Raw genomic sequence first — 15,402 nt, 5'->3', positions numbered from 1 at the left:
TAGAGGTTACTTTTTATGCCTAATCGATGAAACCCATCCAGTATCGTATTCTATTCGTTAATTTCTTAATAGCCGCTTTATTGGGGTTACTATTGAGAGGTGCTTTTGTTTTTCCAATCGAAGGAATGACCTTTTTATACGTCTTACATGGGCATTCACATGTTGCGTTACTGGGATGGTTGTATCTCTTGGTTTACGTGCTGTTGGTTGATCAATTTGGGCTACAAAACCCACGTGAAGAGCGCTTTTATCGCCGTTTATTTTGGGTAACACAGGTTGCTGTGTTGGGTATGGCCGTCACTTTTCCTTTTCAAGGTTATGCTGCGCCATCCATTTTCTTTTCCACCTTGCATATCATTTGTTCGTATTGCTTTGTTTATCGCTTATGGAGGTATCATCGCATAACAAATATACAACAAGCCCTTTGGGTTAAAACGGCCTTGTTCTTTATGGTCTTCTCTACACTTGGAGTCTGGTTTTTAGGACCTGCAATTGGCATGATGGGAAAGGCAAGTGCCTTTTTTCAACTGTGTATTCAGTTTTTTCTGCATTTTCAGTTTGATGGCTGGTTCTTTACTGCTTTTATCGCGTTACTGCTTCCTCAATTCTTTCCTAAAGGGATGGAAAAGAAACAGTTTCAGCGTTTTTATACGCTGTGGATTAGTTCTGTAGTTCTGACTTATGCCTTACCTGCCAGTTGGTATATAGCAGCACCTAGTTTATATTATATCAATGGAGTAGGGGTTCTCTTGCAAACACTAGCGTTTGGCTATGGAATCAAGCCGTTATACCAGCAATTAAAACGTGAAAAAAGAAATCAAATCAAGACCAATCAAGTGAATTACAATCTGGCTTTGGCTGTGTTTGTAGGAATCTGTCTAGTGCTGCGTCTGCTTACGCAATTTGCCGTTTTAAATGAAGCCTTTGCTGTGGAATTAAAGGGGATACGCAGCTGGATTGTTAGTTTTATTCACCTCAATATGCTTGGTCTTTTTACCGCTCTTGGTTTGCTCTTGCTGATTCAAAAAAGAAGACTAGCCCTTACAACTTGGACGAAAGTGGGAATATTCTGTTTGCTTTTGGGTTTCATTAGCACAGAAGGAATATTGGCTATACAAGGAGCACAGCAGTTCTTTCGATTTACGTGGATTGATGCAGTAACCATTTTTACACTCTTATTTGGGTTTTCTATTCTCTTACCCGTTAGTGTTGTTTGTTTTTTGATTCATCGACCAAAATAGACTGTAAGCCGTTAACTGTCAACCGCCAACCGTCCACGTCAACCGTAAACTGTCAACTGTCCACCGTAAACCATAAAAAAAGCTGGTATAAAACCAGCTCTTTTTTATTATGCATCGAGATTTCTAATTTGTTGTAATTTATCTTGCCAGATTTTCAACTCATCTCTGTATTTCTCAATATTTTTATTTACTTCTTTTACCAGAGGATTGTCTTTCGTTGCATTAGAAACGTATGCTAAGTTATTTTCTAATTGCAAGACTCCGCTTGTAATTTCTTCAATCTTGCGCTGAATAAAGATAGCCTCTTGTTGTAATTTGCGCTTGTCGTTTGATTCTAATAAATCATCTAATTTATTAGAGAATTTCATCGCTTCAGCTTCTCTTTTACTCAAGCTTAATTTATCGAATAATACGTCGAGGATTTTGTTGAATTTTCCTTCAATAAAGCGCTTGTTATGTGGTACATTTCCAAGGCTTTTCCACGTATTAATCTTTTCTTTAATCGCTTCTAAATCTGCTTTGTGTTCACCAACCAAAGTGAAAGATTTCAACTCTTCTAAGAATTCTTTTTTCTTGTTGTAGTTTTCATTTCCTTCTTGGTTTTCGCTATTTCTAACGGTATGCAAACGATCAAAGTAATAATTACAAGCATCTTTGAAGTCTTTCCACAATTGGTCAGAGTATTTTCTTGGTACATGACCAATTTTCTTCCAATCCTCTTGTATCTGCTTCATGATAGGAGTAACCTTATCGTATTCCTCACTATCCTTGTATTTTAAAGCCTTTTCAATTAGAGCAAGCTTCTCGTTGTAATTTCGCTGTTGAACTTTCTTTAAATCCTTGTAGAATTTATTCTTGTTTGCATTGAAGTTTCTCGTTGCCAATTTGAATAAGTTCCATACCTCTTCATTATTCTCTTGAGGTACTTTACCAATAGAGAAGAAGTGATTGCGAAGTTCTTCTACTTTTTTAATTTCTTTTTGCCATTGGCTGTGAGACGTAATCTCTTGTCTTGATAAAAGGTCAATTTGACTAATAACATGAACTTTTAATCCCAAGTTTTCTTTCTCACCCTCGCGTAAGTTTTCGAATAATAGTTCGCGTTTGTCGTGTAATTGCTTCGTTAAGTCACTGAATTTTTCCCAGATTTCCTCTCTGATTTCACGATCAACAGGACCAATTTCTTCTCTCCAAATACGGTGTAGAGTTTGAAGTTCTCTAAAAGCCTTGATGACATCATCTTCCTGAAGTAATTCCTCAGCACGTGTGATGATCTTTTGTTTTTGATCTAAATTGTATTTAAAATCTAAATCTCTTGATTCTCTATCTAGGTGTAATTGATCGTAGAAACGCTCAATGTGGAAGTGATAGTTATTCCAAACGTGATTGTATTTATCTTTTGGAATAGCTCCTGCATTTTTCCACTCGTCTCTTAAATCACCTAATAATTTAAGAGCATCAGCTTTATTTTCACTCGTATCAACAAGATCTTTGATTCGATCAATGATGTTGAGACGCTTGTTTAAATTTGTTGTTAAGTTGTTTTGCAATTCCTTATAATACGCATTTTTCTTCGCTTTAAAGTCATTGTAAAACGCATCAAAAGTAGCTTTTAAAGGGAGGTTGTATTCAAAATCACTTGCATTTGCATCGGGATTTTCCTCCAAGAAGGCTTCTTTTTTCTCTTCTATTAAATCACTGTATTGTCTGTAGAATTCTTTCTTAATGTCTTCTACAATATCTTTAATCGTTGTGATTTTATAGCCTTGAGTAAGTTTTTGCAACTCAGCAGTGAGTTGGTCCATATCAAGCTTTTCGTAGTCAAGGATGGTGATGTCATTTTTTTCATGTACATCATTGTCTTCACCTTCTTCGGCATTTGATGCAGTAATGGAATCTAGAGCTTTCTCTCTTTCAGCAAGATGTGCAGAATTTGGCGTATTTGATTCCGGATTTTGTCCATCTGCTAGCTCGTGCAGGTTTTCATTCTTTTGTTCTAACATAGGTATAAAAATCTTATAATTAACAACAATAATCCTCGTTTAGGATATTTCTAATATTCTCAAATTTAATAAAAAATATCTAAAGTAAGCGGAATAATTACGATTAATACGCAATAAATAATCTTGTTTTGGCGAATTTAATCTTGTTCAAATCGCTTAGACCATATTTTATACGCTTTTTCTGCCTGTAGAACTAACATTTCATGGCCATTTTTAGTGGTTGCTTGCTGTTCAGCTGCTAAATGCAAGAAAGTTGTTTGCGCCGGATTGTAAATCAAATCATAAACCAGATGCTGATTGGTCAAGTATTGGTACGGAATATTGGGCTTTGCTTCTACATCAGGGAAGGTCCCCAGTGGAGTTGTATTAATGATAACTGTGTACTGCATCAAGATGGCTTGTGTCAGTTCTTCATAGGTGAATTCCGTATCTTGCTTGGTACGGCTGACAAACTTATACGCAATTCCCAATTTAGCTAAAGCATATTCAATAGCCTTACTCGCACCGCCTGTTCCAAGAATTAAGGCATGGGTATGTTGTTTTTTTAGTAAGGGTTTTAGCGAATGGTAAAAACCATACCAATCCGTATTGTATCCTTTGAGCTTATTTTTTCTCGTTATGCGAATCGTATTCACCGCGCCAATGGCTGCCGCTTTTTTAGATAAGCTATCTAAATAGGGGATAATAGCCTGTTTATAGGGAATGGTGACATTCAGTCCCTTCAGGTTGTCAAAACGCTCTAAAATGTCGCTAAATTCACTAATCTTAGCAAGGTCAAAGTTGCTGTACTGACTATCTGTTAGTTGAAGTTGTTTGAATTTCTCGGTAAAATATTCTTGAGAAAATGAATAAGCAATGTCTTTCCCAATTAAACCATATTGTTTCTTAATCATAGCGTAAGGTATTAAAATGAAACAGCTATTCACGGAAATGAATAGCTATTTTCTTATGGGGTGTAATCTTTAATGGCTTGTTGTAAGAGGGGATTCTCCCATTGTGCTGGGAATAAAGTCTCAATGATAGATACTTTGTCAAAATCCGTAGCAAACCCTTTCTTTAGCCAAGCTAGTGCTTCCTCATTTTGGTATGTGGCGAAATAATAGACCGCTAGGCGATAGTAAATCTCCACAGCATGCGGATGGGTTTCTTCAATTTGCAACAGTTTATCAATCGCGCTTTCATACTCTTCTAAAAGATAGAGGATATCTGCCCAATCCATCCAGTAATCGAGGATGTATTCTCCAAGTTCAGTAGCTTTGCGATACCCAACTTCTGCTTCTTTGAATTGCAGTAAATTGCGGTTTAATACCGCATATCGAATCCAATAGCGCTCGTTTAATTCATCAATATTAATAGCCTTTTGTAAGGTTATCAATGCCTTGTCGAATTGATTCTCTTTGATATAAATATCCGTTAAAGCAATCCATCCTTTGTCTAACATCGGATCTTCATGCACGGTTTTCTTGTAATATTGAATCGCTAAAGGGAAGTTGTTTAAGGCTTCATAACAGATTCCAATGCGCAATAATACATAAGACGAAGGAGCATCTAGCTCTAGCGTAATCATGTAGTTATCAATAGCCTCTTGATACTGTTGTAGTTTTTCAAGCGATTTTCCTTTTTCTAAGTAAGCACCCAAGAATTGCTCGTCAATTAACGTTGCATAGCTGAAAGCCCAAACGGCTTTGTCGTAATTCTTTTGTGCGTAGTATTGTCTTCCAAGTTGATGCCATGCAATCTCACTGTACGGATTCTTATCAATAAAAGAATTCAAATAGGTGATTGCCGCTTCGTTTTCATTTAAGAAATCAAAACAGTAAATGATGTTATACAAGGTTGATTGTTCTTCATCGTCATTTTCTAAACAAAGAATAAAACTTTGTTTGGCTTTTTCAATTTCGTCAATAAACAAATACTCCATACCCAAAAGGGAATAGATATCCGCTAAGTCTTCTGTAATGGTTAGCGCTTTCTCTAGGGCTTTAATCGCTTCTAGGTGGTTTCCTTTTTTAGAGTAAATACTCGCTCTGTGAATGTAAACCTCGTCGTTTTGAGGTTCTACTTGTTCTATTTCATCTAGCAGGCGATCGGCTGCTTCTAATTTATTTTGAAAAATTAATATTTCGACTTCAACGAGTTTCAAACCGATTGAAGTAGGGTGTTGGTCCAAAGCTAATTTTAATGCTTTCTTGGCCAAGTTAATTTTACCTGAATCCAGGTAATGAAGTATGATATTCTCAAATTCTTCAGAATCAAAAAACAAAATCTTATTCGTTTTGAGCATTGACTCAAAACGAGCAAGTGATAAGTTGTTTTCTTCTTCTTCGTTTTTATTGAAATCCATTGCTTTTTATTAGTGCGTTAATGAAAAAGGTTATAAGCCTAACTCTTCTTGAACTTCATTTAAAGCCTCTATAATCATTGCACAACCCGCTGTAATTTCCTCTTCGCTAACGGTTAACGGAGGGGTGATGCGAATTGCTTTTCCTTCGAATAGAAGCCAAAACAAAATTAAACCTTTTTCTTGACATTTTAAGATAACGCGGTTAGTAATATCACTACTAAGCGTCATAGGTGCAATCATTAATCCTCTTCCTCTGATTTCTGTAATCAAAGGGTGGACAAGTAATTGTCTGAATAGTTTTTCCTTTTCTAAGGCTTGTGCCATTAGATCCGTTTCTACCAGCTCTTTTAGCGTAGCTAAACTTGCTGCTGCAATAACGGGATGACCTCCAAAGGTTGTAATATGCCCAAATTTAGGGTTGTCATATAATAAATCCATGTGAGCATCACTAGCAGTGAACGCACCACAAGGCATTCCACCTGCCATTCCTTTTCCCATTACGATAACATCTGGTACAACGTCGTAATTTTGGAAGCCAAATAAGGTTCCTGTACGCCCAAATCCGGGTTGAATCTCATCCACAATCATCAAAGCGCCAACTTCATCACAACGTTTTCTTACTTTCGTTAAGAAACCATCAAAAGGCTCTACAAATCCAGCTCCTCCTTGAATGGTTTCTAAGATAATTCCCGCTGTACGTGTTGTGATTTTTTCTAAATCTTCTACACTGTTAAAGTGGATAAAATCTACATCTGGAAGTAGGGGACGAAAAGCGCGCTTGCGGTCTTCAAATCCCATGACACTCATGGAACCCATTGTATTTCCATGGTAGGCGTTGAAACACGAAATCAACTGACTTCTTCCTGTAACGCGTTTAGCTAATTTCAAAGCTCCTTCTGTTGCTTCAGTTCCCGAGTTTACTAAATAGGTTTTATTCAGTGGTGCAGGAATATTTTCGGCTAAAATCTTACAGAATTCTACAGCTGGATCTTGGATATACTCTCCATACACCATCACGTGTGAATACTTGTCTAGCTGATCTTTAATAGCGTTGTTTACCTTTGGGTGTTGATGCCCTAAAGTACAAGCAGAAACTCCCGCTACGAAGTCTAAATATGCCTTTCCGTTTTTATCGTATATATATGATCCTTTTGCGTGGGAAATCTCCATCGCTAGGGGATTGGGTGAAGTCTGTGCTTGGTATTTAAAAAAATCTTCTTTCATTTTATTTAGAGGTTTTTTTCTCTTTTGTCTGTTGAGGCTCCGTCTCTGGATTTAAAGTTTCCTTTTGAATCTCGATCGGTTCTTCTGCCTCTTTTTGTTTTTGTTCTCGTTCTTCTTTCTTATCGGCTTCCTCTTGCATTTCTTCATCACTGAAAATCTCCGCTAAGGAATTGATTTTTTCATCTCCCCGCCAGAGGAAATCTTTTAGAAACCTTGCATTTTGGGGTAACATCTCATCGGGATAGAGCTCACTTTCTGGTGAAACAAATAGGGTGACTGTACTAATTTCATTGTCACTAAAGCCTACGTTGATGTGGCTACAAATTCCTTTGTCTATACCGATAAATTCGTTTTTCTCATTGTACGCATAGTAAATCATCTCCGCATTTTTAACCAAGTCTAACTCACTAAGCTTGTTATCTCTAAATTTACCATAGAGATTGACTCCTTTGACTTGATTATATCCCGTGCCAATGGTGTCTTTTTCAATGATAAACGCATTGTTGAGCACTTTGAGGGAATCCATTTGCTTCGTCTGTAAATTGTTGATTAAATGCATCACATCACCTGTAACTTGGCTATCGCCATTCCACAAAACAGGACGTCCAATTAGCTGGGTTAATCCCAATCGCTCACTGGAATGAATGGAATCAGCTTTTCCGCTCATGCTATCTCGAAAGATTCGAGCATCGTGATACCCGCGGATAATTCGATCTTTCTCAGGCCCCGTCAATACAATGCGCTTGGCGTGAAACCAAACCGAATCACCTTCTTCTGTCAACATACTGACCAACGCTTTTTGCGTCACAAACATCGAGTCTTTTAGCTTGTAAAGCTCTGCGTAGTGTCCCGTTATTCTTGATTTATTAATCGTATCGGTAATGCGTACGTGATTGGTAGCAGAAGCAAATTCATTGAGCTTGTTATAGTAGATGGAATCACCTTCTATTTTTCGTTGATCATACCAGATATAGGAGTTCTTAACCATTTTACCCAAGTCGTGCTTGACGTCGTAATAGCCATTTTCAGTATAGATATAATCGTCTTTATTTGTAATAGTCGATGGACCAAATACATACGCGTGTTCCGGAACTTCATAGAAGTCCAAGTGATTGGACTTGACAATGGTTCCTTGCGTGGTAGTAATGGTAACTGCCGTAAAGAATTGAAATTTCTTTTCGGACATCAAGTATTTTCCTGATTTACTTTTTAAGATATTGCCTTTGTTTACAATAGTTCCAGGCGTATTATAGTAAATCAAGTTCTCATTGCGGTTAAAGCGCAACGTATCGGTTTCTAATGTTGAATCAGGAGAACGTACAATTACATTTCCTTCTGCATAAGCAAATCCATTAATCGCATTGTATTCTGCGTATTTACTATCCAGAAATAAAGTATCCCCTTGATTCATCCTTACATCACCCAAAAGTTTGATGTAATTCTCTTTCTCAAAGTAATAGGCTTTGTTGCAATTGAGTATAATTCCGTTGTGTTCTGCCGTGATATTTCCCCTTAGTAAAGTCGCATCAGGCAATTCCGCTTGATTTCGATCTGATAAATCCGCATGGTGAATGATAATCTTGTTTTTATCTTGACTAAAACTAGGAATGCTAATTAACGTGAATAGGATAAAGAAGTATAATGTTCTCAAGTCTATATTTTTTTCAAATTTAAACAAAATATGCGAAGTTCAATTTGACTTAAGAATAAATTATAGGAATATCAATGGGAGAGGGGTTAGAGGGTGAGGAGGTGAAGGGGTGAAGGGGTGAGGTGGTGAGGTGGTGAGGGGGTGAGGGGGTGAGTGAAGACAGAGTTCCTTCTTTAATCGATATACCTACAACTTCACAAAAAACAAAAAAAAGCGACCTAGCAGACAATAGAAAACCAATTTACTTAAAAGCGTAAAATACCTTTACAAAAGATAATTTAACCCCAACGTAAATCAAATAAAGAGCGTCAAATGTTTGAAAAGGCTGTAAAAATAAAAAGTGTTTGAGCGTAGCGAGTTCTTTTGTTTTCAGCCTTAAAAACTAATTTGACCTTTATTTGAGTTAGTTGAAGGGGTTTTTGTTTCTTTTTTACCCTTTAAAAAAGAAAGGGTTTTATCTTGTTTTTTGCAAATCGTCTTTAATCGATAAACCTACGATTTAACAAAAAAGCGAGGCGGTGAGGCGGTGAGGCGGTGAGATGTAAAATCCCGTAGTGGCAAATGGCAATTTGCCAAGTAACTGGATGATTTCCGACAAAGGCGGTGAGATGGTGAGGGGGTGAGATGTAAAATCCCGTAGTGGCAAATGGCAATTTGCCAAGTAACTGGATAATTCCCAATGAGATGATAAGGGGTATGAGTGAGGTGGTGAGATAGTGAGACGGTGAGCAAACCTCACAAAGCGCAAACCTCACAAAGCACAACCCTCACAAAAAACAAATCTCACAAAAAACAAACCTCACTGCCTCATCTTTTTTTGGTATAGAATTTGATTTTGTATCAGTCCTATTGTAGATTAAAAATAGATCTTAATAGTTTTGATTGAACGTGAGAAAAGAGAAGTTTAGTTTGTTATATATTCTTGTCTTCACAGCGTCAAAAGAACCGTATACCGAACCGTTAGTTCGATTGAATGATAGAACCACCACCTTAGGTTCTATACGCTAAAAAATCAATTATTTTTTCGAAATACAAAGATATACCCTACCAAAAGAGGGAACGTAGGTGTGCTCTACTGTATGTATAAACAACAGTAGAAGCAGAAGCTAAAAGCATGAAACATTGACACTGCAGGTCGGTTTTCGTTTTATTCTATATGCCTTGAACCAAGTGTAGTAGGGATGCTAATAAGTAGTGTATTCACAAGCAAAAATAAGATAGGATTGTACTTTGCGCGATGATGTAATTTACAAGAAGTTAATTGCATCATTAGAGGATCCTGAAATGCAGTCTTGTTTGTTTTTTGTGTGGGTAAACTATGCCCATTTATTAACCCAAAAATTTAAAATAATTATGGAAGACGATGTAACAATTAGAGCACTTTTCTTTTTTGATGGTACAGGAGATAATAAGACAAATTCTAAGGCCAATCCTGCCAAATTTGGAAATTTAACCAATGTAGCAAAATTGTATGAAGCTACGAATGAAACTAAAAAATTCTACATAGAAGGTGTGGGAACGATGGACAACAAGGAGGATTCTGATTTTGCTAAGGCAACAGGAAACAATGTGGTTGGTAAACCAGGTTATTCTTATAAGGATAAACTGAATTTGGGATTAAATCAATTGAATACACTGGTTAGTGCTAATTCAAATCGCCAAATTGAGCTATTTGTTTATGGTTTTAGTAGAGGAGCAACTTTAGCGCGTGATTTTACTAAAAGAGCTTTGTTGAATTCCAATGTAAAAATACGTTTTTTGGGAATTTATGACACGGTTGTTACTTTATTGACAGAAAGACCTGAAATTTTCTTTAGTGATCAAGAGTTGACGCGTATTGATCAGATTTTACATCTCACTGCAATTAATGAATGCCGTAAATTTTTCCCTTTAACCAGTTTAAAGAATAAAAATGGAGCTAGGGAACTAGTTGAAATTAAGCAGTATCACACGGATAAAGTAAAAGAAATTTTTGTGCCTGGTGCTCATGCTGATGTTGGTGGGGGATATTTTGAGCAAGGAGAAAAAGTTTATTTAAATCAGGTTCGTTCTTCACAAGATGCTTTGAGACAGCTTCTTGAGAAAATACGCACATCGGTTAAAGATGATTTTGCTTGTGATCCGCAATTGATTTGGCCTGCGCTTTTAGGTAGCAATGTTCAATACGAGTCTCTAACAATTGGTACTAATCTATATTCGGAGCGTCAAAATGTTCCAGTGGCGATGAGTGAAGTGTATTTTGAGGTTATGGCAGATTTTACGAATAGTTTTTCGAATGAAAGAATATTTAGCTATGCGTCTAGTATCGTTATAACTGAATTAAAAAGCCTTAAAAGGGAAGTGTCGGATTATGTGACTCAAGGGGCAGGACAAAAAGGTCCTTGTTATACATATAATAATTATGCACAGTTTACCCATATATCTTCTAATTATGGATTTTCTGCTGAAAACGACACCAATGTCTTCTTAAATACCTTTCATCCTACTAAATTAAATCTTGAAATCGAACAAGCAAAAGAACAGTATCCCGATGCAAGTTTTGATAGTATTGACCATCCTTCTATTTATAATGCTTTTGGTTTAGTTGATCTTGGTGAAAATGCACCAAATAATGACCAATGGCACCGAGACGAAATCTATGGTAGCTGATCTTGTCGGATAGTGAAGGTAAGTGAAAACTTCTTGAAATCTTGATTTAAAAATGATAAGAGGAGTCAAAAAAAATCCCACTTCTCAAGAAGTGGGATTTTTATTATTTTATAATCGTTTGTTTTCTATCTGGACCAACAGAAACAACTTTTACTGGAACATCAAGGTAATTTTCAATGAATTGAATATACGCTTTTAATTCAGTAGGAAGTTGATCGTATGATGTCATTCCTGTTAAGTCTGCATTCCAACCTTTGATTTCTTCGTAGATTGGTTCTACGTTCTCAGGTTCGATATTGTAAGGAAGATAGTTGATTGTCTCTCCTTTGTATGTGTACTTCGTACAAACTTTCAATGTTTCGAATCCAGATAAAACGTCTGCTTTCATCATGTAAAGTTCAGTAACACCGTTTACTTCAACTGCATATTTTAATGCAACTAAATCCAACCATCCACATCTTCTTGCACGACCTGTAACTGATCCAAACTCTCTACCAACAGAAGCCATTGTAGTACCTACTTCGTCATGAAGCTCTGTAGGGAATGGTCCACTTCCAACACGTGTAGTATACGCTTTGAAAATACCAAACACTTCTTGTACGCGGTTTGGTGCAATTCCTAAACCAGTACAAGCACCAGCTGCTGTAGTATTCGAAGAAGTTACGAAAGGATATGTTCCGAAGTCAATATCTAATAATGACCCTTGAGCTCCTTCTGCTAAGATTGTTTTTCCTTCTTTCAATGCGCGGTTTAAATATTCCTCGCTATCAATGAAAGTTAACTTTTGTAATTCTTTAACTGCTTGGAAGAATTCTTCTTCTAATTCAGGTAAATTGTATTGCATATCCACATCGTGGAATTGAATCATAGATTCATGTTTGTCTGCTAATGTGCGATATCTTTGTTCGAAATCTTCTAATTCAATATCACCAACACGAAGACCGTTTCTACCGGTTTTGTCCATATAAGTAGGACCGATTCCTTTTAATGTAGAACCGATTTTTGCTTTTCCTTTTGCAGCTTCAGAAGCAGCATCAAGTAAACGGTGCGTAGGAAGAATTAAGTGCGCTTTTCTAGAGATCAATAAGCGATTGACAAAGTCAATTTTGAATTGCTCTAAACCTTCAATTTCTTTCATGAAAACAACAGGGTCAATTACTACACCGTTTCCGATGATGTTGATTGAATCTTTATGAAAAATACCAGAAGGAATTGTACGAAGAACGTGTTTAATTCCGTCAAATTCTAAGGTGTGTCCTGCGTTTGGTCCACCTTGAAAGCGTGCAATAATGTCGTATTTTGAAGTAAGGACATCCACAATTTTCCCCTTACCTTCATCACCCCACTGCAAGCCAAGTAGTAAATCTACTGCCATTCTTTTGTGTTGTTAAAGTTTTAAATTAGTTGTGTTAGGATTCAGATTCTTCTTCATTCGTTTTTCTATTGCCATAGAAATACAACGAGTGATTGTGAATCTCAATATTAAAAATATCTTCTATTGTTTTTTTAATGGTTTGAATACGAGGGTCGCAGAACTCAATCACTTCTCCTGTATCAGTTAAAATGATGTGATCGTGCTGTTTGTCAAAATATGACTTCTCGTAATGTGCCTGATTTTGTCCAAATTGATGTCTTCGAACTAAACCACACTCTAATAAAATTTCAATAGTATTGTACAGCGTAGCTCTACTTACTCGATAGTTTTTATTCTTCATTTTGATGTACAAAGACTCGATATCAAAATGCTCTTCACTATCGTAAATTTCTTGTAAAATAGCGTATCGTTCAGGCGTTTTTCGATGACCTCTTTCTTCTAAAAATTTCGTAAAAACGTTTTTTACTATTTCTTGATTATTCTCGCTTCCCATAACTAAATACTAAAATGCAAATATAGTTGTATTTTCTCTTGTGAGAAAATTAATTGATTGATTATCTTTTTTAAAAATTAAAGACAGGCGTATTGACTGCGTTTAATTGGTATTCACTCGAGTTACTTTATCTACTCCTTCAATTTTCTTGATATTGGTGATCATTTTCTTCAAAATATCGTTGTTTGGAACGATTACGGTAATCGATCCTTTAAATAATCCCGCATTTTCACTCAAGGCGATACTTCGAATATTTACGGCTTTACTCTCCATAATAATCTTGGTGATTTCCGTGGTTAAACCGGCAGAGTCTAGTCCCGTAATATTAATCGTTGCCTCAAAGTTCAACGAAGTAGAAGAAGCAACCCAATGCGCCTGCATGATGCGGTACGCGTAGTTTGAACGCATACTCAGTGCATTAGGACAATCGGTTTTGTGTACTTTTATTCCTTCGTTGATCGTTACAAATCCAAAAACATCATCACCAGGTATCGGATTACAACAAGTGGCTAACTTATAATCTAACTTTTCTTTGTCTTTTCCGAAAACAAGTAAATCTAATGATTTTTTATCTTCTGACTCCTGAATTACTGGAGCAGAAGGAGTTCGTTTGATGCTTTTCTTGAAAAAGTTGAACAACGTATTGTTGCGTTTCGATGCGTATTCCTTTAATTGAGCATTGTCAATTAAACCGGCACCAACGCGATAAAATAAATCTTGACTGGTTTTGAGTTTGAAATGGTTGACCATTTCATTGACTGTTGTTTCGTCCAGATTGATTTTTAAATGTTTCAGTTTACGTTGTAATTGCTCTTTTCCTTCATCGGCAATCTTCTTCGTATTCTCGTTTAATGAACTCTTGATTTTATTTCGAGCTCTACTGGTCGTAACATAATCTAACCAGTTGACATTCGGTTTTTTATTTTCCGATGTGATAATTTCTACTTGATCCCCACTAGATAAGATGTGATTTAAAGGTACCAATCGACCGTTTACACGGGTTCCTCTTGTTTTTAAACCAATCTCCGAGTGAATAGCAAAAGCAAAATCAAGTGCAGTAGCTCCTTTCGGAAGGGATTTAATCTCTCCTTTAGGTGTGAAGACATAAATCTCTTTGGCATAAAGACTTAGCTTGAAGTCTTCCACAAAATCTACGGCATTGGTTTCTGCATTTTCAAGTGCTTCCTTCAATTGGTTCAACCAAAGGTCTAAGCTATTTTCTTCCGTAACGCCTTGTTTGTATTTGTAATGTGCAGCATATCCTTGCTCGGCAATTTCATCCATGCGTTCGCTTCGGATTTGTATTTCAACCCAACGTCCTTTAGGGCCCATCACAGTAATGTGCAAGGCTTCATACCCCGTAGATTTAGGAGAGGAAATCCAATCTCTTAAACGGCTAGGGCTAGGGCGGAAGTGATCTGTTACAATCGAATAAATCTTCCAAGCGATGAACTTCTCTTCATGCTGGGTTGATTTATAAATGATGCGCAAGGCAAATTTGTCGTATACTTCATCAAAGGTTACATTCTGTGCCTTCATCTTGCGTCGAATCGAATAAATCGATTTCGGACGACCTTTCATCGAATATTGGATATGCTCTTCATCTAGGGATTGTTTCAAGATGTCCGAAACGGATTTGATATAAGCTTCTTGCTCTTCTTTCGTTTCTTTCATTTTGAGGACAATGTCTTTATACACTTCGGGTTCTGTGTATTTCAGACCGAGATCCTCTAACTTGGTTTTGATGTTGAACAAGCCTAAACGATGGGCGAGTGGGGCATAGATATACAAGGTTTCTGAAGCAATTTTAGCTTGCTTGTAATCCACCATGCTTTCCATGGTTTGCATGTTGTGCAAACGGTCGGCAATTTTAATCAGAATTACGCGTACATCATCATTTAGTGTAAGTAACATTTTGCGGTAGTTCTCCGCTTGCATTGAAATGTGAGAATCCGGCTCTAATAGGGCCATCTTCGTTAATCCTTCAACAATCTGCGCTATTTTGGGATTGAACCACTCTTCAATTTGCTTTACGGTGATATCCGTATCCTCAACTACGTCGTGCATTAAAGCTGCCGCAATGGAGGTTGCACCTAATCCAATTTCAGAAGCGACGATTTTTGCAACGGCAATGGGGTGAAAAATATAAGCTTCTCCCGATTTTCTGCGTTGATCTTTATGGGCATCAACGGCCACGTCAAACGCCTTTCTAATTAATTTTTTATCTGCATCAGATAAAGTTTGATAACTGATTTTCAGTAACTCTTTATATTCTTTTGCTATTGCCTTATTTTCTAATTCAATTTCTGCTTCTGTCATACTACTATTGATCGATAAAGATATACTAAATGTAAGAAAAAAAGCCTGTATATGCAAGTAGGGGTGTATCGCAATACACCCCTACTGTTGTTTTTTTTCTGTG

At 36.8% G+C, this 15,402-nt stretch carries 10 protein-coding genes; 2 read left to right on the top strand and 8 right to left on the bottom strand.

The annotated features are described in order from the left end of the window. The first annotated feature begins 26 nt into the window (after nucleotides 1-26). On the top strand, nucleotides 27-1,241 hold the full coding sequence (locus M2306_RS07345; protein ID WP_115090086.1) for a hypothetical protein: 1,215 nt from the start codon (nucleotides 27-29) through the stop codon (nucleotides 1,239-1,241). A 107-nt stretch (nucleotides 1,242-1,348) separates the two neighbouring features. On the opposite strand, the gene M2306_RS07340 is transcribed toward M2306_RS07345, so the two are convergent. From M2306_RS07340 to M2306_RS07320, 5 genes are all read right to left on the bottom strand, one after another. Next, entirely contained in the window at nucleotides 1,349-3,244 is a 1,896-nt protein-coding gene (locus M2306_RS07340) for a DUF349 domain-containing protein (RefSeq protein ID WP_115090087.1), read from the bottom strand. Between the two features lie 137 nt (nucleotides 3,245-3,381). Next, nucleotides 3,382-4,137 carry a shikimate dehydrogenase family protein gene (locus M2306_RS07335; protein WP_259188386.1) on the bottom strand — a complete coding sequence of 252 codons (756 nt, stop codon included), beginning with the start codon at nucleotides 4,135-4,137 and terminating at the stop codon, nucleotides 3,382-3,384. A 53-nt stretch (nucleotides 4,138-4,190) separates the two neighbouring features. Beyond that, complete coding sequence (locus M2306_RS07330) at nucleotides 4,191-5,588, bottom strand: tetratricopeptide repeat protein (RefSeq protein ID WP_259188387.1); 1,398 nt, start codon at nucleotides 5,586-5,588, stop codon at nucleotides 4,191-4,193. A gap of 30 nt (nucleotides 5,589-5,618) precedes the next feature. Then, nucleotides 5,619-6,812 (bottom strand): aspartate aminotransferase family protein, encoded by a 1,194-nt coding sequence (locus M2306_RS07325; protein ID WP_115090090.1) that lies wholly within the window; start codon nucleotides 6,810-6,812, stop codon nucleotides 5,619-5,621. 1 nt (nucleotide 6,813) lies between these two features. After that, a complete protein-coding gene (locus M2306_RS07320; RefSeq protein ID WP_259188388.1) occupies nucleotides 6,814-8,463 on the bottom strand; it encodes an OstA-like protein in 1,650 nt (549 codons plus the stop codon). Nucleotides 8,464-9,816: 1,353 nt separating this feature from the next. Here M2306_RS07320 and M2306_RS07315 point away from each other — a divergent pair. Next, nucleotides 9,817-11,112 carry a T6SS phospholipase effector Tle1-like catalytic domain-containing protein gene (locus tag M2306_RS07315; protein ID WP_259188389.1) on the top strand — a complete coding sequence of 432 codons (1,296 nt, stop codon included), beginning with the start codon at nucleotides 9,817-9,819 and terminating at the stop codon, nucleotides 11,110-11,112. A gap of 103 nt (nucleotides 11,113-11,215) precedes the next feature. On the opposite strand, the gene M2306_RS07310 is transcribed toward M2306_RS07315, so the two are convergent. The 3 genes from M2306_RS07310 to M2306_RS07300 form a co-directional block, all read right to left on the bottom strand. Next, nucleotides 11,216-12,487, bottom strand: a complete 1,272-nt coding sequence (locus tag M2306_RS07310; RefSeq protein ID WP_259188390.1) for an adenylosuccinate synthase — start codon at nucleotides 12,485-12,487, stop codon at nucleotides 11,216-11,218. Between the two features lie 34 nt (nucleotides 12,488-12,521). Then, a complete protein-coding gene (locus tag M2306_RS07305; RefSeq protein WP_002991826.1) occupies nucleotides 12,522-12,980 on the bottom strand; it encodes a Fur family transcriptional regulator in 459 nt (152 codons plus the stop codon). Nucleotides 12,981-13,082: 102 nt separating this feature from the next. Then, the gene (locus tag M2306_RS07300; protein WP_115090091.1) at nucleotides 13,083-15,299 is read right to left on the bottom strand and encodes a RelA/SpoT family protein; all 2,217 of its coding nucleotides are present in this window, start codon (nucleotides 15,297-15,299) and stop codon (nucleotides 13,083-13,085) included. Nucleotides 15,300-15,402: the final 103 nt, after the last annotated feature.

Source organism: Myroides gitamensis (assembly GCF_029894455.1).
Taxonomy (GTDB): domain Bacteria; phylum Bacteroidota; class Bacteroidia; order Flavobacteriales; family Flavobacteriaceae; genus Flavobacterium; species Flavobacterium odoratum.
The sequence above is the reverse complement of the archived record's forward strand: the minus strand, read 5'-3'. Positions and strand labels throughout refer to the sequence as shown.

Coding starts and splice junctions, on each gene's coding strand:
- M2306_RS07310 (WP_259188390.1), bottom strand. CDS start 12,487: ATGGCAGTAGATTTACTACTTGGCTTGCAGTGGGGTGATGAAGGTAAG.
- M2306_RS07335 (WP_259188386.1), bottom strand. CDS start 4,137: ATGATTAAGAAACAATATGGTTTAATTGGGAAAGACATTGCTTATTCA.
- M2306_RS07305 (WP_002991826.1), bottom strand. CDS start 12,980: ATGGGAAGCGAGAATAATCAAGAAATAGTAAAAAACGTTTTTACGAAA.
- M2306_RS07340 (WP_115090087.1), bottom strand. CDS start 3,244: ATGTTAGAACAAAAGAATGAAAACCTGCACGAGCTAGCAGATGGACAA.
- M2306_RS07325 (WP_115090090.1), bottom strand. CDS start 6,812: ATGAAAGAAGATTTTTTTAAATACCAAGCACAGACTTCACCCAATCCC.
- M2306_RS07330 (WP_259188387.1), bottom strand. CDS start 5,588: ATGGATTTCAATAAAAACGAAGAAGAAGAAAACAACTTATCACTTGCT.
- M2306_RS07300 (WP_115090091.1), bottom strand. CDS start 15,299: ATGACAGAAGCAGAAATTGAATTAGAAAATAAGGCAATAGCAAAAGAA.
- M2306_RS07345 (WP_115090086.1), top strand. CDS start 27: ATGAAACCCATCCAGTATCGTATTCTATTCGTTAATTTCTTAATAGCC.
- M2306_RS07315 (WP_259188389.1), top strand. CDS start 9,817: ATGGAAGACGATGTAACAATTAGAGCACTTTTCTTTTTTGATGGTACA.